Source organism: Chryseobacterium daecheongense (assembly GCA_027920525.1).
Taxonomy (GTDB): domain Bacteria; phylum Bacteroidota; class Bacteroidia; order Flavobacteriales; family Weeksellaceae; genus Chryseobacterium; species Chryseobacterium proteolyticum.
In genome coordinates this window covers 2,585,642-2,607,873 of the sequence record CP115858.1, presented here as the reverse complement: position 1 = coordinate 2,607,873, position 22,232 = coordinate 2,585,642, and the positions used below count along the sequence as shown (strand labels likewise).

At 36.4% G+C, this 22,232-nt stretch carries 15 protein-coding genes; 7 read left to right on the top strand and 8 right to left on the bottom strand.

What is annotated here, in order from left to right; translation table 11 throughout:
• Positions 1-77 precede the first annotated feature (77 nt).
• From PFY10_11500 to PFY10_11485, 4 genes are all read right to left on the bottom strand, one after another.
• Positions 78-1,553, bottom strand: coding sequence for a SusD/RagB family nutrient-binding outer membrane lipoprotein (locus PFY10_11500; GenBank protein ID WBV54871.1), 1,476 nt, complete (start codon positions 1,551-1,553; stop codon positions 78-80).
• A gap of 21 nt (positions 1,554-1,574) precedes the next feature.
• A complete protein-coding gene (locus tag PFY10_11495) occupies positions 1,575-4,715 on the bottom strand; it encodes a SusC/RagA family TonB-linked outer membrane protein (protein WBV54870.1) in 3,141 nt (1,046 codons plus the stop codon).
• A gap of 184 nt (positions 4,716-4,899) precedes the next feature.
• Complete coding sequence (locus tag PFY10_11490; GenBank protein ID WBV54869.1) at positions 4,900-6,504, bottom strand: hypothetical protein; 1,605 nt, start codon at positions 6,502-6,504, stop codon at positions 4,900-4,902.
• A gap of 125 nt (positions 6,505-6,629) precedes the next feature.
• Positions 6,630-7,418: an SDR family oxidoreductase gene (locus tag PFY10_11485; protein ID WBV54868.1), complete on the bottom strand. Its 789-nt coding sequence runs from the start codon at positions 7,416-7,418 to the stop codon at positions 6,630-6,632.
• 417 nt (positions 7,419-7,835) lie between these two features.
• Here PFY10_11485 and PFY10_11480 point away from each other — a divergent pair, with 417 nt between their 5' ends.
• The 3 genes from PFY10_11480 (at position 7,836) to PFY10_11470 (ending at position 14,307) form a co-directional block, all read left to right on the top strand.
• On the top strand, positions 7,836-10,724 hold the full coding sequence (locus PFY10_11480) for a TonB-dependent receptor (GenBank protein WBV54867.1): 2,889 nt from the start codon (positions 7,836-7,838) through the stop codon (positions 10,722-10,724).
• Between the two features lie 24 nt (positions 10,725-10,748).
• A complete protein-coding gene (locus PFY10_11475; GenBank protein ID WBV54866.1) occupies positions 10,749-12,257 on the top strand; it encodes a RagB/SusD family nutrient uptake outer membrane protein in 1,509 nt (502 codons plus the stop codon).
• Positions 12,258-12,480: 223 nt separating this feature from the next.
• On the top strand, positions 12,481-14,307 hold the full coding sequence (locus PFY10_11470; GenBank protein WBV54865.1) for an alkaline phosphatase: 1,827 nt from the start codon (positions 12,481-12,483) through the stop codon (positions 14,305-14,307).
• 94 nt (positions 14,308-14,401) lie between these two features.
• Here PFY10_11470 and PFY10_11465 read toward each other — a convergent pair whose 3' ends face one another.
• From PFY10_11465 to PFY10_11450, 4 genes are all read right to left on the bottom strand, one after another.
• Positions 14,402-15,403 carry a phosphatidylinositol-specific phospholipase C gene (locus tag PFY10_11465; GenBank protein ID WBV54864.1) on the bottom strand — a complete coding sequence of 334 codons (1,002 nt, stop codon included), beginning with the start codon at positions 15,401-15,403 and terminating at the stop codon, positions 14,402-14,404.
• A gap of 257 nt (positions 15,404-15,660) precedes the next feature.
• Complete coding sequence (locus PFY10_11460) at positions 15,661-16,878, bottom strand: 3-phosphoshikimate 1-carboxyvinyltransferase (GenBank protein ID WBV58936.1); 1,218 nt, start codon at positions 16,876-16,878, stop codon at positions 15,661-15,663.
• Positions 16,879-17,042: 164 nt separating this feature from the next.
• Positions 17,043-17,369, bottom strand: coding sequence for a nucleotide pyrophosphohydrolase (locus tag PFY10_11455; protein ID WBV54863.1), 327 nt, complete (start codon positions 17,367-17,369; stop codon positions 17,043-17,045).
• Positions 17,369-18,775, bottom strand: coding sequence for a hypothetical protein (locus tag PFY10_11450; GenBank protein ID WBV54862.1), 1,407 nt, complete (start codon positions 18,773-18,775; stop codon positions 17,369-17,371). The genes PFY10_11455 and PFY10_11450 overlap by 1 nt, the downstream gene beginning before the upstream one ends.
• 185 nt (positions 18,776-18,960) lie before the next feature.
• On the opposite strand from PFY10_11450, the gene PFY10_11445 reads away from it, so the two are divergent.
• The 4 genes from PFY10_11445 to PFY10_11430 all read left to right on the top strand — a co-directional run bounded on the left by PFY10_11445 (position 18,961) and on the right by PFY10_11430 (position 22,212).
• Positions 18,961-19,212: a type B 50S ribosomal protein L31 gene (locus PFY10_11445; protein ID WBV54861.1), complete on the top strand. Its 252-nt coding sequence runs from the start codon at positions 18,961-18,963 to the stop codon at positions 19,210-19,212.
• Between the two features lie 588 nt (positions 19,213-19,800).
• Positions 19,801-20,961: a GlmU family protein gene (locus PFY10_11440; GenBank protein ID WBV54860.1), complete on the top strand. Its 1,161-nt coding sequence runs from the start codon at positions 19,801-19,803 to the stop codon at positions 20,959-20,961.
• A gap of 98 nt (positions 20,962-21,059) precedes the next feature.
• Positions 21,060-21,569, top strand: a complete 510-nt coding sequence (locus tag PFY10_11435; GenBank protein WBV54859.1) for a sigma-70 family RNA polymerase sigma factor — start codon at positions 21,060-21,062, stop codon at positions 21,567-21,569.
• On the top strand, positions 21,544-22,212 hold the full coding sequence (locus PFY10_11430; protein ID WBV54858.1) for a hypothetical protein: 669 nt from the start codon (positions 21,544-21,546) through the stop codon (positions 22,210-22,212). Before PFY10_11435 ends, PFY10_11430 begins: the two co-directional genes overlap by 26 nt.
• Positions 22,213-22,232 lie beyond the last annotated feature (20 nt).

Here is a 22,232-nt window from a genome sequence, read left to right as displayed (position 1 = left end):
AAATAAAATAAGAAAGAAACCGCAAGATAAAAGTATTTCCCGCGATTTCTTTCAAGTAAATTAAAAATGTTAGAGTTTTATTGTAACCACCAAGGTTTGGAATTGATATTATCTGTTCCTCCATATTGAGCTGCTAATGCGGCTTTCAGGTTTACACTGTTGTAGTTATACTCACTTTGAGGATATCGGAATCGTAAAGGTGCAGCGACCCCAGTTTGTAAAGGATAATTGGGATAGCCGGTTCTCAGATAATCATAATAAGATGTCCATTGTGACTGGTGGAACATCGTCATGTACTTCTGGGTCATAATTCTTTCCAGTTGGCTGGATAACGATGCGGAATTATCATATGCCACTAAAGGAGTAGCTAAATAATTATTCACATTAAATCCTGAAAAATAAAGATTTGGATTTTTTACATATGTCTGATAAAAACTGAAACTTGCTTTAATCCCATTGTCATAATGTGTTTTTGCAGATCCTGAAATCCAGCCTCTTGCAGTGGCCTCTGCCAGAATAAATTCCAGCTCGGAATAACTCAATACCGAAGAAGGTTCATTCGTCGGATCTTTATAAAACCGATCATTGATTTTGGAGATATTTTTTGCAGCCACTAATGCAGCATTATCAGAATAGGGGGAAACAGGATTTCCTCCATTATATCCTGTAAAATCAGTAATAGGTTTTCCTGCCTCTTTTGCTGCGGTAGTTTGGGCAGCAAATGTGAATAGTCTTGGATCCTGTCTGTTTTTAAAGAAATTAATAAAATAATCGGCCATATACAAACTTGAACCGTAACCACTGTTATTAAACATTGTGTATCTGCTGTCAGCGGCATCTGCAAATTTAAGCTCTCCATTATCCGTAATAGAAGACATCAAAGGCTGGCTTCCTGCAATAGAGGCAAATTCTGTGGCAATATTATAATTCCCTACAGTAGTTTTTTTAGAAAGGGTAATTAAAATCTTAAGACGAAAAGAGTTAATCAGTTTTTTCCACTTCGTTGCATCTCCCTGATAAATAATATCACCTTCTATCTTATCGTTGCTGTTAATAAGGTCATTGGCCTCTTTTAATTCTGTTAATATTCCGGACATTACGGCTTCCTGACTATCATATTTAGGCTGGGTAATTCCAGACTCTCCTTTTACTGCTTCAGAATAAGGGATGCTTCCGGACTTTAAACTTAAGTTGAAAAAATAATAAGCCCTGAAAAATTTACCGATCGCGATATAATTTTTATTATTGATTCTCTCAGCCTCCTGCATCATTTTAACCGTATTAAGAAGACCATTGGAATAGACCTCAAAAGATGAGTCGTTCCATTTCATGTATTGATAAACATTTTCTCCGTCTATTCCGATCATCATCCTTGAAGCATACATATTATCACCATTTACCTGGAAAGCAGACTGTGAAACGTAAGTTAAAAGAGATTTAGGATCAATAGTAGCCTGATCATTTGGATTTTCATTGATTTTATCAAGGTTGCTTTCGCATGATGTAAGGGCGAATGCTCCTATAACAATTAATGATTTTATAATATTTTTCATTTTGACTGAAATGTTATTTAATTAAAATTTAAGGTTAAATCCAACTCCAAACCATCTGCTCGATGGATCCTGGATATCATTTCCTGTTTTTATCTGGAAATCAGGGTCAGAGTATAGATTTTTGGATTTTTTCCACATTGCAAGATTATATCCGGATATATTTACCGTGAAGTTTTTTACAAATCCTTTTGGATTAAGCAAATAAGAGAAGTCGTATTCCAGAACCACAGATCTAAGCTTTATAAAGGTCCTGTCAAAGACATTGGCGAATTCTTCACTTTCATCCTGTGTCACCCTTGCCTGATACGGATAGTTTTGTGCCCAGTCCTGAAAACTGATAGGTTTTGTGTGCGGAGTATAAGTGCCGGTAGCTGCATTATAATTTACACCGTCAGGAATAAAATAATAAGTTCCCGGATTTGCATATTCCTGGTCTCTGTAAGCTACAGAATTCGGATGTTTTCCTCCCCACCACATTTTCTCAACCACCTGAGATCTCATTACTCCGCCTATACTTCCGTCAATACCGATATTTAAACTCAGTTTTTTGTATTTGAATGTGTTATTAAAGCCGAACGTCCAATCCGGATTGAAATGTCCTAAATTCGTAGGAGTGGTTGCTTTAGTTGGCATTCCTGTTTCTGCATTCAGGATTACTTTTCCATCCGGAGACTTTTGCCATGTATAGTCATAGTAAGAATCCATTCTTTCACCTAGCTTAATGTTGTTATAGTTAGGCATGTTGTCATAAATAGATGTTAGTTTTTGTTCATACTTACTCCAGTTGATCAAAGATTTCCACATAAAATCTTTTGTCTTTACAGGTATCAGCCCTAAAGAGATTTCAACTCCTTTTGTAGTATATTCATTACCATTTACATATTGAGATTTGAAACCTGAAGATTCAGCACTCGGAAATTGTAGGATATTATTGTAATCCAAAGTTCTGAAATATGTTGCATCCAGTGTTATTCTATTTTTAAATAATCCGGCACTAAGGCCTAGTTCATAAGATTTAGTCTGTTCAGGCTTTAGTGAGTTTTCATAATTTAAAGTTGTAGGATAATAATTGGTTGGATTACCATTAAAAGTAATTCCATTGTTATTCATATAATAGTTTCTGATCGAGTAGGGCTGGAAATCGTAAGCCACTTTCGCCCAGGAAGCAGATAATTTCAGAAGGTTAATGGCTTCAGGCATTTTTACAAGATTCGAAATCACAGCGCTTAATGATGCAGAAGGATAAAAATAAGACCTGTTCGCTTTTGGTAATGTAGAAGACCAGTCATTACGTCCGGAAACATTGATGAAAAAGGCATTATACAATCCAATATCTACAGTTGCATATGTACTGTAAATCAATTTTTCTTTGAGGTAATCATAATACTTTATAGCTCCGATGGAATTTGATAATTCGTACAGTTCAGGAATCTTCAAACCGTCTGTTGAGGCATTATCTACATTATTTTTATAATAGAATGTGGATGCCCCGGCATTGATGGCAAAATCGAAATTTTCAGAGATCTTTTTCTTATAAGTTGCTAAAACATCAGAGTTGAGGTTCCAGGTTTTGGTGTCGTTCAGAATGTATCCGCCACTTCGTGGAGCACTGTAATTGAAATATGAATAAGGACTTAATATTTCCTGTTTATTGTGGTTTTCAACAATAGATATCTTACCTTTAATTGAGAAATCTTCCGTTGCCTTATACTCTAAACCTGTCTGTGCGTTAATAACATTGGTCCTGTTTCTGTTCTTGTAATAGTTGGCTCCAAACCACGGGTTATTATACCATGCGTAATTCCAGTTGGCTTGTAAAGTCCCTTCCTTTCCGGGCACCCACATGTGGTTTTTCAAATCCCTTCCGTCTACGTCACCTCCCATCCAGATAAGAATAGTGTACATATGGCCACTTGGGTTATAATCGTAATTGGGAATGTTTGGGGTAAAAGTCTGGGTGAAATTAAATTTGGTATCAAAGATTAATTTGTCCGTCAGGTGGTTTTCTGAAGAGAAGTTGATCCCATAACGCTGTAAATAAGCTTCGGGAATTCTGTCGTCATAGTTCATGAAGTTCCCGGAAAGCCTGTAAATATCTTTATTATTTTTATAGCTTACGGAAAAGCTGTTGTTGTTTATGACAGCTGGCTTTAGAAATGTTTTTAAATTATCATGATATTCCCAATCAATAGGAACCCTTTCATATCTTGATTTATCATTGTACTGACTTCCTGCAACGGTTCCATACCACGGAATGACCTGCCCTGTAACTTTGTCCCTGATCGGACTGTTCCATTGCGCTATTTTTAGTCCGGGAACAAATTTCGGACCCCAGATCATGTCTCCGTCATTCACTCCTCCGTCTGCTCCATCCCAGAATTCATACTTTCCGTGAGAGCCGTTTCCATATTGAGTCTGGGTCTTCGGAAGATTGGTAAACCCGGAAGTAATCATTGTGTTTTGAGAAAACTCTACTGTAAATCCTTTCTTTTTAGCACTTTTGGTAGTGATAAGAACGGCTCCGTATCTACCTCTGGAACCATATAATGCAGAAGCTGTTGCTCCTTTTAATACGTTAATATTGTCAATATTGTTAGGATCCAGATTCTGAAATACTTCCTTTTCTACAATAACCCCATCTATAACAAATACCAGATTGGAATTTCCTCTTAATGTAAATTGAGGTGCCTGCTGCATTCCCGTAGGATTGGAAACATTCAATCCTGCAACCTGGCCGGAGAATAAATTTCCGATACTCGGAGTGGTGATGGACTCAAATTGTTTTGTCCCCACTTCCTGTGTGGAATAGCCAATTTTTTCTTTCTTTTTGGCAATCCCTAAGGCAGTGATCACAACGCCTTCGATTTGTTTTTCATTTACTTTTTTTAGAACAATGGAATATTGTCTTCTCGAAGAAACTTCTATAGTGTAGGATGAATAATCAGGTGAGAAAAACTCCAGAATATCTTTTGGATTTGCTGAAATGGTGAAATTTCCATTTTCATCTGTAATAGCTGTTTTCCCAGTGTTTTTATCGGTGATGTTAACACCGGAGACTGTATTGCCGTTTTCGGATTTTACATTTCCGGAAATGTTGACTTCTTGAGCAGTTAGGTATAGGGGGAGCAAAAAAATTGCAAAAGTAGCTAAAGTCTTCTTCATTTTTTTGAGGACAAATTTAGCGCTGCATTGTTACCTATATCTTAATGATATATTAAGATAAAAATATCATTTGCTGATCTGTATCAAGAAAAGTTAATGTAATTATAAAACAGAAAGCCCATATATATCACTTTTTTACTTTACTATAAATGGTTGTTTTTTTAAATAATAAAAGCATTTTTCATTAAAATCTGCTTAAGATCCCCCAGTGAATTTTAATGTCGTTAAACTTGAATGGATTTCCGAACTCATTACCGTTTGAAATCTGGAAGCTCATGAGCCCTATCGGAATAAAGAAATTAAATCCTAACCCAATACTGTATAGCTTGGGTTTTACATTTAAGGATTTGTTGTTAAGCTGCCCATATTGTCCAAAGAAATCAAAAAATGCCTGGCTTCCGATCAGATAGCGGTATTCTAACCCGGCATAATAGTAAAAATCAGCGGCAAGGGATTTTTCATTAAACCCACGCATGGAATTCCATCCTCCAAAACGATACAATTCGTTGGCTGAAAATTCTATTTTTGAATCCATCATGGCGCCCTCTGCCTTTATGTTGAGGAAGTGATTGCCTGAAATGTGATAATTATGTTCCCCGAAAAAATAGAACTGATTTTGGTTGGCTTTAATATTATCTTTAGTATATGTTGTCGTAAGGAAATCGTAACCGGCGTTTATTTTTGTTTTGTAGAGAAAAAGATCGATGTCAGTAGGCTCTGTCATATCAAGCCATACTCCGATCCCTTTTTTGTTGTAATCTTTTCCCTGAACATATAAAGTGTCGATAATACTTGATGTTTCAAAAGTTCCTCTGAGACCTACTTTATACCTGTTGTTGATGTGATAGTATAATGCAGGCAGTAATTTTACATTCGCAAATGTTGAATCCTGCCGGAAGATATTGACCTTCATATTGAGGCCGACATTCGATTTAAAGAGATACGGAATATCTGTTTGTAAGTCAAAAGTTTGTCCTTTGTCAGGATTTCGCTGCCAATATAAATTGATCGTTTCAAAACCATTGAACATATTCCTGAAGTTCACATTCAATGTTCCGTTCAATGTGAATTTGTCCGTTTTATCATTCCCGAAACCAATAACCCCATCAAACGTATTGGTTTTTTTCTTTTCCATGAACAAGTAGATCTGGGTGGAATCTTTTGTAAAGAGCGTTTGAGGAGGACGTTCCAGTGAAACAAACGGATGACTCTGAAAATTTTTATTAATGGCAATCAGATTTTTATCATCATAGGTTTTTCCTTTAAAATCTTTTTCAAGGTTTTTGATAAATCGCTTAGGAACTCTTTCATATCCTTTTACAACAAAACCATCGATCGTTCTTTTATCATTCTTGTTGATTTCAAGTTCAACCATTGGATAGCCGTTCTTCTGGCCTTTGTATTTGGACTTGATCCGGCTGAATGAATACCCGTCATCAACGTACCTTTTATTAATGCTCTTTTTGGTTGAATCTAAATTTTTAGTAAAAAAATCTTTTTTGATCTTCAGTTTACCTACAATTGAATCTGAGATACTGACATATGTTTCATTGAAGTTTTTTCCTTTATCATAAATGATCTCCGTACTATCCCCTTTTACTTTCACCTCCTTAAGCTGGGTGAAAAAATAGTTGTTCTGAGCCAGAGAGTCAAGGAATTTTACTGCCGAAGCGGAATCTTTTACTTTTTTTGTTTGTTTGGTTTGGCTATCTGTAAGCCAATAGACTTTTTTTTGCGCCTGAACAAAAACGCAAAACAATACAAAAAATATTTTCAGAAATAACTTCAATACTCCATTTATTTAAACCATTCAGAAATCCGGTGAAGTGAAAATTGCCGCTCAATCACAATTTTGCAAATTATAGATTTAACGATTTTATTATTTTTCCTTTCCTCACTCAATACTAACCGGAATTAATCCAGTTTATTGTATTTTTTCATTAAATTTTCATAAGTTCCCTGTGGAAGAATCCATTTCAAAGGAACTCCTATTTTCTGGCCGAATTTTCCAAAATAATAATGGGTTTTCCACTTATTTTTTGTCAGAAGGTTTTCAATATATTCTGCGACTTCTGATGGTTCTGTTCCGTCACCGACATGAGAATTCATCAATGCATACACTTTATCGAAGACACTTTTATAAGGTTCGGAAACTTTAGTTCTTACCCTGTTTTCTGCAATATTGGTTTTGATGTCTCCTAAATGGAGAGAGCATACATCGATATTCCAGGGATATACCTCATAACGCATTGCCTCAGTAACCTTATCCAAAGCCGATTTCGAAGCCGAGTAAAATCCTCTGAATGGCAGTCCCATTTCACTTCCGATACTCGATATATTAATGATTTTTCCGAATTTGTGTTTACGCATTACAGGCATTACTGCACTCATCATCTGAACAGAGCCTACCAGGTTAAGGTTGAACAGCTTCAGGATATCTTCTTTCGAAGAATCTTCTACAGCTCCTACCATTCCCATCCCGGCATTATTGATCAGCACATCAATTCTTGTTTCTGTTTTTAAGATTTCAGTTATGGCATTGCCCACTGCTGTGTTATCTGTAATATCGGTAGGAATAGACTTGAAATATTGACTTTCAGTATGTTTTCTGCTCAATCCATATACATGATGTCCTTTCTTTCCCAGATATTCTGCTAAAACGAAACCAATTCCTGATGAAGTTCCGGTGATGATAATGGTCATTTCTTTTTATTGCTTTTAGAATTGTTGTTATTCATATTTTCCGGCTACTGATTATTGACAAGTTTTTTATATTCCTCATCAGACAGCACCGGACTCGTATTTTCAGCAAATGTAAAAAAAGAATAATGAACTCTGTAACTTATTCTTCCTGAAAATACAGACTAAAGATAAGTACCAATATGTAGATAGATTGATAAACACTTTTGTTACAGGGATAAAACTTAAAATAAACTTAACCTTAATGATGTAGGGAATACGTAATTAATGTTTATTTTATCAATATTTATTTGATATGTAGTGTTTTATGTGCGGGTTTTAACCGATTGAAAAACTATTTCTTAATAGAAATATAAAAAAATGTTAATAACCCTAAGGAGTATGCTGTTCTAATTTTGCATCCGAAATCAAAAGCATGAAATGACTGTACTGAAAACTCCTGTCTCGGTGGCCTATTTAACAGGCCGCGGACTACTAATCGGCGCACTGTGTATGTCTCCGGTGTTGCTATCTCAGAAAAAAGACAGCTTAAAAGAAAAATCAATCGATGAGGTCGTCGTCGTAGGATACGGAACACAGAAAAAGAGTAAAGTATCCGGTGCTGTTTCCGAAGCTTCATTAGATAAGCTCACTTCAAGATCACTATCCGGCATCGGTGAGGTCCTTCAGGGAAAAGCTCCGGGAGTAACCGTTGTTAACGAGGGTGGAGATCCAAACGGCTCCCCGAAGGTAAATATCCGTGGTTTAGGAGGAATCAACGGTGAAACCCCACTTTATGTGGTGGATGGTGTGGTGTTTAACGGAACTCCGGCTATTAACCCTAATGACATTCAGGATATATCTGTACTTAAAGATGCTTCTGCAGCTATTTACGGAGCAAGATCCTCCGGAGGAGTAATTCTTATAACCACAAAAAGGGGGAAGAAAGGATTGCTGACTGTAGATTTTGATGTGAAGTATGGTGTTAATAAAGCGTGGAGGTTGAAAGAATCATTAAATGCTGCTGAATTTCAGGATGTGATGCGTCAGGCCTTTGAGAATGCAGGTAAACTAAGCAGTTTACCTTTGGCATTTAATGCGGATAAATATCCGGATGGAAGAGTAACAAGGACCGACTGGATGAAAGAAATTTTTCGTACGGGAACGATCCAGGAATATAATCTTAATGTAAGTGGGGGAAGTGAAAAATCCCGTTTTTTTGTTGGGATGAACCATAGGAATCTGGAAGGAATATTATTGAATACCCAGGCAAAACGATATAATTTCAGAGTTAATTCTGAGCATAAGATCAAGGATTGGTTAACCATCGGAGAAAATATGTATTATAATTACTCAGATGGAAATACCGCGGATACCAAAAGTGGATATACAGGGGCATTGGTAGCCGCGATGTATTATCCGCCAAATGTTCCTGTATATACTCCGACGGGAGCCTTTTCAGGATTACCAATTGATGTGGCTGGAGGTTACGGAGATATGATCAATCCAGTAGCCTATCTGCAAAGAATCAGCATAAGAAATCCTACCCATGAAATTCTCATCAATCCTTATGCTGAGGTCACTTTAGCTAAAGATCTTAAGTTCCGGTCGAATTTTTCTCAGACATTTAAAATAGGGACTATTAAGAATTTTACATACAGAGTTTTGGAAGTGGGAAAGATTTTCGATACCAACAATCTCGAGTATCAGTCCAACAACTCTTCGACAGCCCTTGCAGAACAGCTTCTTACGTATAAAATAGCTCTTGACAAACATAATTTTGATTTTCTGGGTGGTTTTACATTTCAGAAAACAATTGATGAAGGTTTCCTGGCGAAAGCCTATGATTTCCGAAGCGAAGTAGAAGTTTTTCAACACCTTCAGAATGCTGCGGATACCAATAAAGATGTTTCCAGTTATAAATACCAGCAATCCCTGGTATCCTATCTTGCCAGGATCAATTATGACTATGCCGGTAAATATGTGATCAGTGTATTGGGAAGAAGGGATGGATCATCCTTAGTTGCGAAGCAAAACCGATTTGCCAATTATTATGCTCTTTCAGGAGCCTGGGTAATGTCCAGGGAAAATTTTCTACAAGACATTTCCTGGCTTTCAAGCTTAAAATTAAGAGGCAGCTACGGGATACTGGGAAATCTAGGAGGGATTTCACCTCAGGCTGTTAATCCTTTAATGATCAGGGATAATAATGTGATTTTCGGGCAGGACCCTTCTCAAAACATTGCATATTATGCTACTACCAGACCCAATCCGAATTTGAAGTGGGGAAAATCGGAACAGACGAATTTTGGATTTGATGCTTCTTTTCTTAAAAACAGCCTTTCTTTACAGTTTGATTATTTTACCAAAAATTCCAAAGATCAGATATTCAATGTAAGTTTACCAAGTACCGCTACCTATAATAACCAATATGTAAATGCTGGTTTATTTCAGGATAAAGGCTATGAGTTGGGAATTAATTATAACAGCAGAAGTACAGGAGACTTTTCCTATTCAATAGGAGCAACATTTAGTCAACTAAAAAATACGGTGAAGCAGCTGGCCGATGTTAATGAGATTTTTATTAACAGCAATGGAGTGCGTGGAGTATTGAAACCCACTCGTATAAGGGTAGGAGAGTCTTTGTATTCTTACTACGGATACAAGACCGGAGGCATTTTCCAAACACAGGAAGAGATCAACAATTATAAGGATGCGAACGGAAACCTCATCCAGCCCAATGCTAAGCCGGGAGACATCAAGTTCCTGAAAAAAGAAGGAAATACAGGAGTGCTGAATAATGATGATTTTGTAAATCTCGGAAATCCCTATCCCAAGTTTTCGTACGGACTTTCCTATAATATGACCTGGAAAAATTTTGATCTCAATGTATTTTTTCAGGGAGTGTACGGGAATAAAATTTTCAACGGACTGAAGTTTATTTCATTAAATCCGGGAGGAACAGGACAGAACTACAATATGGACAGGGAAATTCTTAACGCATGGACACCACAAAATACAAATACCGATATACCTAGACTCGTTCAGGGAGATCCAAGCGGGAATTACTCTAAAGTATCGGATTTCTACGTAGAAAATGGGTCCTACTTAAGACTGAAAAACCTTACCATCGGTTATTCTTTGCCTAAAGAATTGTATGGAAAGCTTGATGTCACAAAGCTGAGAATTTATATAACAACAAATAATTTGTTTACCATCACCAAATACACAGGCTTTGATCCGGAAGTGGGAATGGATACTTATGGAGTGGATACCGGAAGATATCCTCAGGCTCGCTCATTTATTTTCGGGGTGGAAATAGGATTGTAATTTTTTAACACTAAAAAAAGAAAGATGAAATTTTTAAAAAATATATTTTGGATATCAGGGATTGCAGTCGTGCTTTCATCCTGTACAAACGAGTTAGATGTTCAGCCGGAAGGTACACCTACCGAGGCGAGTTTTTGGAAAACAGAGAATGACCTGATCACCGGAGCTAATGCTATGTATAAGCCTTTGTCCGATAGTGAGTTTTATGGGAGAGGTTTATTCTGGTTCATTAATGCCAGCGATGATATGGTTACAGGACGATCAAAAAGTGAAGCCGATAATGCAAAGAATTTCAGCAGTAATTATATTGCTGCAGGTGATCTAGAAACTCAGTGGAATAAAAGATATAATGTAATAGGTGTTGCAAACCGTGTCATTCGGAACATCGATAATATTCAGACTACAGCTGCCGTAAAAAATAAATATCTGGGAGAGGCTTTATTTATGAGCAGCCGGATGTATTTTGAATTGGCATATAACTATGGAAATGACAAAGCTGGAGTTCCTATTATCGATAGAAATAAAGAAGCCGATCCTAATCCGATACCGAGAGCGGCCAATGTAATGGAGAACTACAATTATATTGTAACCGATCTTAAGAGGGCCGCAGAATTATTGCCTGCACAGGAAGAACTGCTGGCAAAAGACTTCGGAAGACCTCACAAGGTGGCTGCATGGGCACTTCTGGCGAAAGTGTATTTATTTATGAAAGACTGGCAAAATGCTGCATTTTGGGCGAATGAAGTAATGACAAAAGGAAACAGAAATCTACTGAATAATTACGCTGATGTTTTCAAAGCTGAAAATAATTATAGCTCGGAATATATATGGTCTATACCGAGTACCCCTAAATTTAATTCGGTAGGAAGTATTCTTCCTGGCGTTATGCTTGAAAATAAAGGATGGGGATTGTATAATGGTTGGGGATATTTTCAACCTACCAAAGAATTATATGATGAATATGAAGCCGGAGATCTAAGAAGAAGTGCAACAATTCTGAAATTGGGAGATCAGTTCACGTTTAACGGAAGTGTAAGAACATATGCTTCTATCAATTCCCTTACAGGATATCAGTTTAATAAATATATGGATGCATTTAAGTACGCATTAAACAGTGGGCATGTAAGCGCTAATGGAGATTATCCGTGTACCGACCTTGCTGTTCCGATTATGCGTTATGCTGAAGTTATTCTGATCAAAGCAGAAGCAAAAATTATGATGGGACAGAATGCGGACCAGGAAATTAATATGATCCGTAACCGTGCAGGATTGGCCTCGAAAAACGGATGTACATTGGCTGATCTGAAGCACGAAAGACGTTGCGAATTGGCAGGTGAATGGGCTGACAGGCACCGGGATCTTGTGCGTTGGGGGGATGCTCAAAGTACTTATGCACAGCCTTTACATGGGATTAATGGACAAGTAGTATGGGCTGCCAGAAATTTCAATCCTTTGGTTCATAATGTGTGGGCAGTGCCACAGGTTGAAATCGTGAACAGTCACGGGATCATCAAACAAAACCAAGGCTGGTAAAACTTTAGTTAATAATGATAAACTATACCATTGCTGAAACTATGCAGTGGTATAGTTTAAACTTTTATTTTTTATGGTCATCATTGGTTTCAGATTGAAACGAAGGGATATTGAATTTTTATCTTGATAAAGATGAACAATGCAAAAATAGAAATCACAATTGAACAGATTGCCTTTTTGCTTTCAGTCTCTAAACCCTTTAAACAGGTCTTTTTAAAATATTATGAAACAAATAAAAATATGGGCTTTGTTAGCCACCGCCATTTTTTCACAAAATCAGGCGCAGAATTATCTGAACTATACTGTAAGCAATGCGCACTCACATAATGATTATGAACAGAAAGTACCATTCTGGGAGGCATATTATGCAAACTTTGGTTCTGTTGAAGCAGATGTTTTTCTTGTTAATGGCAAGCTGTGGGTAGCCCATACAGAAAAAGAATTATCTCCTGATAGGACATTGGAAAGCCTCTATCTGGACAATATTTCAAAACAAATCAAACTCAATAAAGGAACGATTTATTCGGATTCTTCTAAAAAACTACAATTGCTTATTGATATTAAGCAAGATTATAAAACAAGTCTCAATGCTTTGTTAGCAACGTTGAAAAAATATCCTGAGATTACGGGTAATTCCGGGGTCAAAATTGTAATAACCGGTAACAGGCCTCAGCCTGCTGATTTCAAAAATTATCCGGATTATCTTTTTTTTGATGGGGATCTTGATAAAAAATATACTTCTGACGAGCTTGGAAGAGTAGGACTATTCAGTGCAGATTTGCAGGAGCTGGTAAAGTGGAATGGAAAGGGAATCCCCAGAGATGAAGAAACCGAAAATATAAAAAAGGCAGTGGAGGCTGCTCATGCCCGGCAAAAGCCAGTACGTTTTTACGGAGCTCCGGATTTCCCTAATGCATGGGTGAATTTTATAGATTTGGGAGTGGATTACATCAATACCGATCACATTCCCGATCTGAAAAAATTTCTCAATACCATTCCTAGGAATTTTTATAAAAATACCAAAGAATACGCTACATATGCACCTACCTACAAAACGGATGGAGTGGTTAAGAATGTTAAAAATGTGATTCTTTTAATTCCGGATGGTACCTCTTTGTCCCAGTATTATGCTGCCTTTACAGCGAATAAAGGAAAGTTAAATGTATTTAATATCAAGGCTACTGGATTGTCTAAGACCAATTCGTCCAATGCTTATATTACGGATTCTGCTCCGGGGTCAACAGCATTTGCTACGGGAGTGAAGACGAAGAATACCTTCGTTGGAGTTGATGAAAGAGGAAATTCTATTGCACAAATTCCGGATATCATTGCCGGCCAGGGAAAGGTTTCAGGATTAATTTCTACCGGAGACGTCACAGATGCTACACCCGCAGATTTTTATGCACATTCAGATAACAGAAATAGCTCGGAGCCAATCCTGAAAGGCTTTGTGAATTCCAAAACCAAGATTCTGATTGGCGGTCCTACCAGTGGATTGACGCCGGATAATGTTTTGAAAATTAAAGAAGCAAAAATAGATACTTACCAGGATCTAAAATCTGTGAAGAAAATTAATAACCGAACATTGATCATTGATCCTCTTGCTTCAAAAAGAATAACCGAAGGAAGAGGAAATTGGTTAGCTGATGCCTTTGACCTTACCCTCAATGATCTAAAAGAAAATAAAAATGGATTTTTCATGATGGTTGAGGCATCCCAAACAGATGGCGGTGGACATAGTAATAATATTGAGCAGCTTGTTACAGAATTATTAGACTTCGATCATGTGGTAGGAAAAGCCATGAAGTTTGCGGATGAAAATAAAGAAACATTGGTGATTGTTGTAGGGGATCATGAAACCGGAGGACTGACACTGCTTGACGGAAGTCTTAAAGAAGGATGGATTTTCGGAAATTTCAGCACCAATGACCATACTTCCATTCCATCTACTGTATTTGCTTATGGCCCCAATTCTAAAGAATTTACAGGATTGTTTGAAAATACTGAGATCTTTAGTAAAATACTCAGCGCGTACGGAATAAAGAAATAAAGCTTTTATTGGAAATAATGTAATAATCATTAAAAAAGTAGCAGCCTTTAATCAATAAAGGCTGCGATTTTATTTTTCAGTTTTTTTAAGAAATCTAGTTGAAGTTAGTTTTAATAATCAATTCTGAGAGTTCCGCACTGACAAAATCTATTGGCATTATTCCGTAAGTTCCCTGTGGACTGTTCTGAAATAAAGTTTTAAGTTTAGGATTAATAGTATTGGAAACTGTAGGAATACTGGGAATTCCAAATATTAAGGGTTTATAACCACTTGTAAAATTAATAAAAAATTTACTGCTGGTATCATTTTTAGCCTCATTGTAAAGAGCAGAAATCTTATTCCATTTATCATCATTATTACTTACCTGATAATAATCCTGAACTTTTAATGAAGCATTGGGATTATTGATTTCAAAGGTTGTATTATCTGCCCATGATGTAGCATCAATTCCTTTAGCTGTTTCTGCTGAAAACCTTCTTAGTAATTTTATTTTTCCTCTCACAGATCCTAAAGTAGGAATATGAGTTCCAAGATCCCATCTTGAAGGGTTTTTCTCGATGTAAGAATCAAATGTTTTCTCAAAGGTTCTTGTTGTATTCGAAGCATTATATTCTTCTTTTACAGACATGATGATGGTCTCTGTAGGATGACTGTCTAAAAATGAGTAGCATGCATTAAGAACATCATCAAAATTTAAATTCTGATAAATAGCACCATGATGGATAGCAAAAGAATTATCAATATGTCTGCAACGGATATCCAGAAAACGGACTCCTGCATTGAGTTGCTCGCTGATGGTAAGGTTTTGGGTCTTTGCCGTACCACTGTTCGAAGGAACCTCTCTCATTGCTCCTGAATCGTGAGTGCCGGGGATAGAAATTTTAGAAAGGGAAGTATTATCCTCTAATCCGGACATCCAGTTGCTGATACCAATAGTGGCCAGAGTAACTTTACCGGTATTCTTTGCCTGAATACTGAAGTTCTTATCATCAGAGTTCATAGCGGTTAGATTTTCTGAACATGAAGAAAGCATCGTTGAGGTAGCTGTAATACCGAGAAGGAGAATCGCAAGATGTCTCACATTAAATTTGGACATAGTTTAAGTATTTTTATTTAAACCTAAAATAAGCATATATCTATTATAAGGGAGTTAAATGAATTTTAATAGATAATTAAGTTATGATGTTTAAATGTAGAAATTCTCCTAAAAGGCAAAAATTCCAGAATTGCTGAAATTGCAAAAATCGTCTGTTTTCTAAATTAACTTGAGTAGCGTATTGTCCATATAAACACAAAACGACGATCTGATGAAAGGACCGTCGTTTTGTGTTGTCGTTTGAAATATTCTTTACATTACGATATAAGAATTGTGGAAAGATCTTTCCAGAACATAGGATACGATTTTTCAACCACATTTTCTTCCTCTATAGTAAGCTCTTTGATCAGGCAGAATGGAGCAAAACTCATGGCCATCCTATGATCCTGATAAGTTTTGATCGAAATATTTTCTTCCGGTTCTCCAAAACTCACTGATTCGATTGTGAAATCTGTAATTTCAGTTTCAGTTCCTATTTTTTTTAGTTCGTTATATAAAGCCTGTAATCTGTCTGTTTCCTTAACCCTTAAGGTTCCAAGACCTGAAATGGCGAAAGGAATTTTTAATGCAGCTGCCGTTACACAAAGAGTTTGCGCAATGTCGGGGCAGTCGTTCATGTCCAGTTCAATTTTTTCCGGAAAAGAAAAGTAAGGGTCAGCCTTTAAAGTAATTTTATGTTCTTCTTCCGAAAAAGTCGTTGTAATTCCAAAGAACTTCTCATAGATGTTTGCTATTGCAGAATCTCCCTGAGTGGATTGTTTATAGAAGCTTTTCAGATGAATAGTTTTCCTTCCCAATGCACAGATAGAGTAGAAGTATGAAGCAGAGCTCCAGTCACTTTCTACTTCATAATGGATAACAGAAGATGGGTTTGCAAAAGGTTCTACTTTAATCACATTCCCCGTAAAAGTAGCATTGATACCAAATCTGGTAATAATATCAAGCGTCATTTCTATATAAGACCTCGATGTGATATCGCCGACAAGATTGATCTCCAAGCCATTTTCCAACTTCCCTGCAATAAGAAGTAAAGAAGTAATAAACTGGCTGGAAATATTGGCAGGAACATTCACCACAGATTGTGTGATCCTCTTACCTTTAATTTTTAAAGGAGGAAAACCTTCGTTCTCCATATATTCAATATCAGCTCCCAGATCACGCAAAGCGTTGACCAGGTTTTTGATAGGCCTTTCTTTCATTCTTCCGGATCCGGTTAGGATAGTATCCCTGCCCTCGAGGATAGAAAAATATGAAGTAAGGAAACGCATGGCGGTTCCGGCATGATGAATGTCCACCACTTCAGAATTTTCTGATAAGGCTTTCGTAAGCATTTCTGTGTCCTGGGAATTGGAAAGATTTCCGATTTGTATGTTATTAAACAGGCTTTCCAAAATCAACAAACGATTCGAAATACTTTTCGAACCGCTGATTTGTATGGTTTGATCTCCTTCTAATTTTGATTTCTCTAACTTCATTATTTCTATAGGTTTCAGATTTAAGTCATCAGATTTCAGACGGTTATTGTCTGTTATCATCAACGTAGTCTCTGTTTCAATTTTATTATTCTGATAAGACTCAGTCTTTTAAAAGCAGATGATAAGCTAAGTAAAGTCCTTTGTATATATTATATCTGAAATCTTTACTTCAGTTTTTCATTATTCTGATGTCGGTCTTTATCGCGATCCGTTTTTAGCTTCATTTTTTTGTCGAAAGCTTCCTGTAGATTTACCCCTGTTTGATTGGCAAGGCATAAGGTTACAAAAAGGACATCCGCCAATTCTTCACCCAAATCTTTACTTTTGTCACTTTCTTTTTCACTTTGCTCACCATATCGCCTCGCGATAATTCTGGCCACTTCACCTACCTCCTCTGTCAACATTGCCATATTGGTAAGTTCATTAAAATAACGGACACCAATTGTTTTTATCCATTCATCAACCTGCTGTTGTAAATTCGTTATTTCCATTACTGATAAGCTCCAAGAGTTGGTTGGGTAGTTCTCGATACATTGGCTATATCTGTTGAAACCGTTGCTGCTACTGCAACATTTCCTTTATTTTTAGCCGGGGAGGTAGTCTTAACTCTTAAATTCTGATGAGCAATAAAATAATTGACAAATTGCGGGTCTTCATTTTTTAAACTCTGAATGACATTAGTATTGCTGTCAAAGTTAAAGCCGGCTTCCGAAGTGTTTGAATACTTTAGCAGGCAGTTTTGGAACTGAAAATTAAATAACTGTCCTGGAGTTTGTTCAAAATTAATCGAATTATCCCTGTCGGAATATACAATACTGTTTCTCACATTAAGTTGTAATGCACCTTGTTCTGTTTGCCCAGCATCATTTTTCCACTCATTGGTAGCAAAAATTCCGTTACGGTTGGAAGAAGAAAGCGTTTTCGAATAATTGGCAATGGTAGCGTGTGTATAGTTATGGTTTCCTCCTTTAAAAATACCTATTGCAGATTCCCCGCAGTTATTCATAACAAGATTTTTTCCATTCACTGTTGAATTTACAGCATATATACCATATTCCTGAAATGTATGAATAAATGAATTGCTGATTGTGGCATTCGTCTGCTTCATCTCCAGTCCTCTTGTTCCTCCGAAAAGCCTTCCGTAATTCATATTGAGGGTAGATCCTGCTTCCATACGGATTGAATTCCAGTTTTTAGGAATAGTATCATAGTACGGATCATTCCTGTCACCCCGAAGAACAACCTCATTGTTCAAGGTTCCGTTTATATTTAATGTAGCACCTGTGCCTACTTTCATTCCGCTGTTTTTATGGAAATATACTTTGGTGCCGGGTTGAATATCCAGGGTAACATTCGGATTTATCGTAAGGTCACCATAAATAATCTTCGCTTTTGTGTTACTCCAGGTTGTATGATTACTGATCACATTAGGGTTGGTTGGAGTCTGGATAAAGAATTCAGCATCCTGAACCACAGAAAATAAAGTGACATGCTGTTGTCCCGCAGGACTCGTAAATATCACACGGTCTTCAGCAATAGCCTCCGGACCGGTAGCTTGTGGGGCAATTTCAACAAAAATATAAAGACTGTCTTTTTTTCTCAGGGGAACATCTTTAAAATCATATCCTGCCTTTCCGTCTACATTGATTTTATATAATGAAGCTGCTCCTTTTTCAAGATTAATTCTGGGAATAGAAATATCTTTGTCTTCATTATTATATACTTTTACAACATAAGTTTCAGAGCGGACTTGGTGATAGACCGTATCACAAAACACAGTGTCCCTGGAAAATCTTAATTGCTGCGAAGGAGCATCAAAGCTGATATCATCTTTATTACATGATACCACCATCAGAAGCATCCAGAAAGAAAAAGCCAGTAATAATTTGAATTTCATCGAAATTAAAGTTTAATATAGATTCCAAATTTAACGAAAATACTTTAAATTTCTTATCAAGAAAAAAATATTGGACTAGCTATTTGGATATTAGAAAAAATATTGTATTTTTGCAGCCTAAAATTAGCAGAGAAATATCCATTACTATTTCGAAAGCAAACTTTAATTTTTTTAAAAATTGTATTATGAAAAACGGAATTCACCCAGAAAATTATAGACTTGTTGTTTTCAAAGATATGAGTAACGACGAGGTGTTTCTTTGCAAGTCTACTGCAGAAACAAAAGACACTATCGAGTATGAAGGACAAGAGTACCCTTTGATCAAAATGGAAATCTCTTCTACTTCTCACCCTTTCTACACTGGTAAAGTAAAGTTAGTAGATACTGCTGGTAGAGTAGATAAATTTATGAACAAATACAAAAAATTCGCTAAGTAATTTTTTGACATTTAAAGATATTAAGGGTCTTCCAAAATTTTGGAAGACTTTTTTTTGAGCTGAGATTATTTTTAGGAGCTTTTTCCCGCTATCCACTCATACTCCTCACGCCAGGGCTAATCCAATACTTGTTGCGGGGTATCCGTTTCTATCGGGGCTAGATTAATTAATAATAAATGATAATTGATAGACAGTTGTCAATATTATAAATTAACAATCATATTTTTACAAAAGCCTACAAGGATTCATGAAACAAATGCAAAAATCTGTATGAATCTGAGAAGATCAGAGTACTAAAATATAATATATAGTAAGTAACTAACAATGCTCACTTTGATCATTAAAAAAACAGATTTCTACCGAAATTGCAGCGGTCATTTATTAAAAGATAAGATCAGCATTTATGCTTGCACTTCATACCTCGGATCCCGCATCCCCGAAATACCTTTTCTGATTTCTCATATGTTTTTGTATTTTTGTTCTGAGTAGAAATAAGGAGCTCATATCCGGAAAACAACACCACAAGTACGGTATTACTTCCAGTTTCAAGCCTTTGATTTCTAACTTCTAACCTCTAACTTCTTAAAAATGCAATTAGTATTTTCAGATGCACAATATTGGGAAGACTTTCTTCCCCTTACTTTTACCCGCCCCATTGCAGAAATGCGTTGCGGAATCCTGACATTTTCAGAGAGATGGCAGAAATTATTGGAAAACTCTGAAATTTCCTATTTCACAGAAAATTACCTTCAGGAAAAATTTAAAAACCCGGAAGAAAAAGAAAGTCTTTTTCTCGTTACTAATTTTCTACCTACTGAGCAGGTCCTGCAACAAATAAAAGACCTTAAGCAAGGTGAAGCTTTAGTATACGAAGACGAATTGATTGCGGCAAAAATCAATATGAAGGGGTTTTCCCTGAATCAGATTGAAAAAATGACTGATATCAAAGAAGAACTTGTTTTCTTTAAAAAACCTAAAGACCTGTTTACCTATAATCATAAGGCGATTGATTTTGACTTTGATCTCCTTACCAAAGGAAGAACCTCTCAGGAACTTTCCTCCACCAATGGATTCTTAGGAGAGAAAAAAGATTTATTTATTGAAGAAGGGGCACAGATAGAATTCTCAACACTCAATACAAAAACCGGAAAGATTTATATCGGAAAGAATACGGAAATAATGGAAGGCTGCCATCTTCGTGGTCCTATTGTCCTTTGTGATGATTCTAAATTTAATCTGGGGGCAAAAATTTATGGAGCAACCACCATTGGACCTCAGTGTAAAATAGGAGGAGAGGTTAATAATATTATTGTATTCGGGTATTCCAGTAAAGGTCATGAAGGATTTGTCGGAAATTCGGTAATCGGGGAGTGGTGTAATTTTGGAGCGGATACCAATTCGTCAAATATGAAAAATAACTACGGAACAGTAAAATTCTGGAGCTACAGGACGAAGGCATTTGAAGATACAGGATTACAGTTTGCCGGGCTGATCATGGGAGATCATTCCAAGACAGCAATCAATACCCAGCTGAATACAGGAACTGTAATTGGTGTTGCTTCCAATATTTTTAAAGAAGGTTTTCCTCCTAATCTCATAGAGAATTTTTCCTGGGGTGGATTTAAGGGAGATGAACGATTTAAATTGGATAAAGCTTACGAAGTGGCAGAAAGAGCAATGGCCAGAAGAAAAGTGACTCTCACAGACGAAGATAAGAGGATTTTAAAATATATTTTTGACAGCTATTAACCCTGATTATAAAAAAACTTCATTTTTTTTGAAGTTTTTTTATTTTGTGATGTAATAGAATTTAATTTTTGATTGTCTTACTCATAGAAACAAAACTTATGACCCAAGAGACCTTTAAGAATACGGTGTTTATTCTCAAAAACGAGATGTATCGTTTTGCGAAGAGGTTTGTCATGAGCAGTGATGAAGCAGAAGATGTGGTGCAGGATCTTATGGTAAAGTTTTGGCAGAAAAGAGAAGAACTGGAGCAATTCGGAAATTTAAAATCCTATGCATTAAAATCCGTTCGGAATGAATGCCTTAACAGATTGAAGCATCATGATGTGAAGGCTGGTTTTGCAGATATGCAGATTCATCGGTCGGAACTTTACAGTATGGATATTAATAACCTTAAAGAACATATTATAGGATTTATTAATGAACTTCCTGAAAAACAAAAGATGGTTATCCATTTGAAAGATGTAGAGGAATATGAAGTATCTGAAATTTCAGAGATGCTGGAAATGGAGGAAAATGCAGTAAGAGTCAATCTTATGCGTGCAAGACAAAAAGTAAAAGAACAAATCTCACAACTGATGAATTATGAACAACGATCAATTTCAAGATAAGTACGACGAAATCTTCCGTGGTATGAAGGAAGAAAAGATGAATTGGGATTTTGAAGATTTTCTTCAAAAAGCAGAAGGTATAGATAATGATGATCATAAGATCATTCCTCTGGAAAAGAAAAAAACTTCTTTCCCCAAATGGTTCTGGATGGCTGCAAGTGTAGTATTGCTTGTAAGTGCAGGATTGATCTTCAATTACTACCAAAATGTTCCGGTAGCAGACCAGTCAAAATTGGTAGAAAACCAGATCAAGCAACAAAAGCAGGATTTCATTGAAGAAAATCATGAACCAGAACGACAGGTCGCTGTAAACAGTGCAGACAGTATTGCAGCAATAAAAAGTGATTCTGTCTTTCAGAGAAACACAGTTGCGGAAAAAGATGTTCTGGATGAGATTCTTCCTAAAAGAGGAAGACTGAAAAAAGAAGTAAGACCAAAATTTACAGATAATTCTTCTTATAGAAAATTGAATGTTGCTTCGAAAGATTCTACAGGCTACAATAACAATTATGTTATTGTAAACGGAAAAAGGATCGATAATGTTGAAGAGGCTATTAATGTGACTAAATATTCATTTCAAATATTTGCAAATAATGTTAGCGAAAAGTTAGTACAGCCAAAAGTAATGGATGATAACTATTAACAAAAAAAGAGACTACTCCC

Excerpts from the sequence above, each read along its gene's own strand:
- PFY10_11500 (WBV54871.1), bottom strand. The coding sequence starts at position 1,553 with ATGAAAAATATTATAAAATCATTAATTGTTATAGGAGCATTCGCCCTT.
- PFY10_11485 (WBV54868.1), bottom strand. The coding sequence starts at position 7,418 with ATGACCATTATCATCACCGGAACTTCATCAGGAATTGGTTTCGTTTTA.
- PFY10_11430 (WBV54858.1), top strand. The coding sequence starts at position 21,544 with ATGAACAACGATCAATTTCAAGATAAGTACGACGAAATCTTCCGTGGT.
- PFY10_11465 (WBV54864.1), bottom strand. The coding sequence starts at position 15,403 with ATGTCCAAATTTAATGTGAGACATCTTGCGATTCTCCTTCTCGGTATT.
- PFY10_11455 (WBV54863.1), bottom strand. The coding sequence starts at position 17,369 with ATGGAAATAACGAATTTACAACAGCAGGTTGATGAATGGATAAAAACA.
- PFY10_11495 (WBV54870.1), bottom strand. The coding sequence starts at position 4,715 with ATGAAGAAGACTTTAGCTACTTTTGCAATTTTTTTGCTCCCCCTATAC.
- PFY10_11440 (WBV54860.1), top strand. The coding sequence starts at position 19,801 with ATGCAATTAGTATTTTCAGATGCACAATATTGGGAAGACTTTCTTCCC.
- PFY10_11470 (WBV54865.1), top strand. The coding sequence starts at position 12,481 with ATGAAACAAATAAAAATATGGGCTTTGTTAGCCACCGCCATTTTTTCA.
- PFY10_11475 (WBV54866.1), top strand. The coding sequence starts at position 10,749 with ATGAAATTTTTAAAAAATATATTTTGGATATCAGGGATTGCAGTCGTG.
- PFY10_11480 (WBV54867.1), top strand. The coding sequence starts at position 7,836 with ATGACTGTACTGAAAACTCCTGTCTCGGTGGCCTATTTAACAGGCCGC.
- PFY10_11435 (WBV54859.1), top strand. The coding sequence starts at position 21,060 with ATGACCCAAGAGACCTTTAAGAATACGGTGTTTATTCTCAAAAACGAG.
- PFY10_11450 (WBV54862.1), bottom strand. The coding sequence starts at position 18,775 with ATGAAATTCAAATTATTACTGGCTTTTTCTTTCTGGATGCTTCTGATG.
- PFY10_11445 (WBV54861.1), top strand. The coding sequence starts at position 18,961 with ATGAAAAACGGAATTCACCCAGAAAATTATAGACTTGTTGTTTTCAAA.
- PFY10_11460 (WBV58936.1), bottom strand. The coding sequence starts at position 16,878 with ATGAAGTTAGAGAAATCAAAATTAGAAGGAGATCAAACCATACAAATC.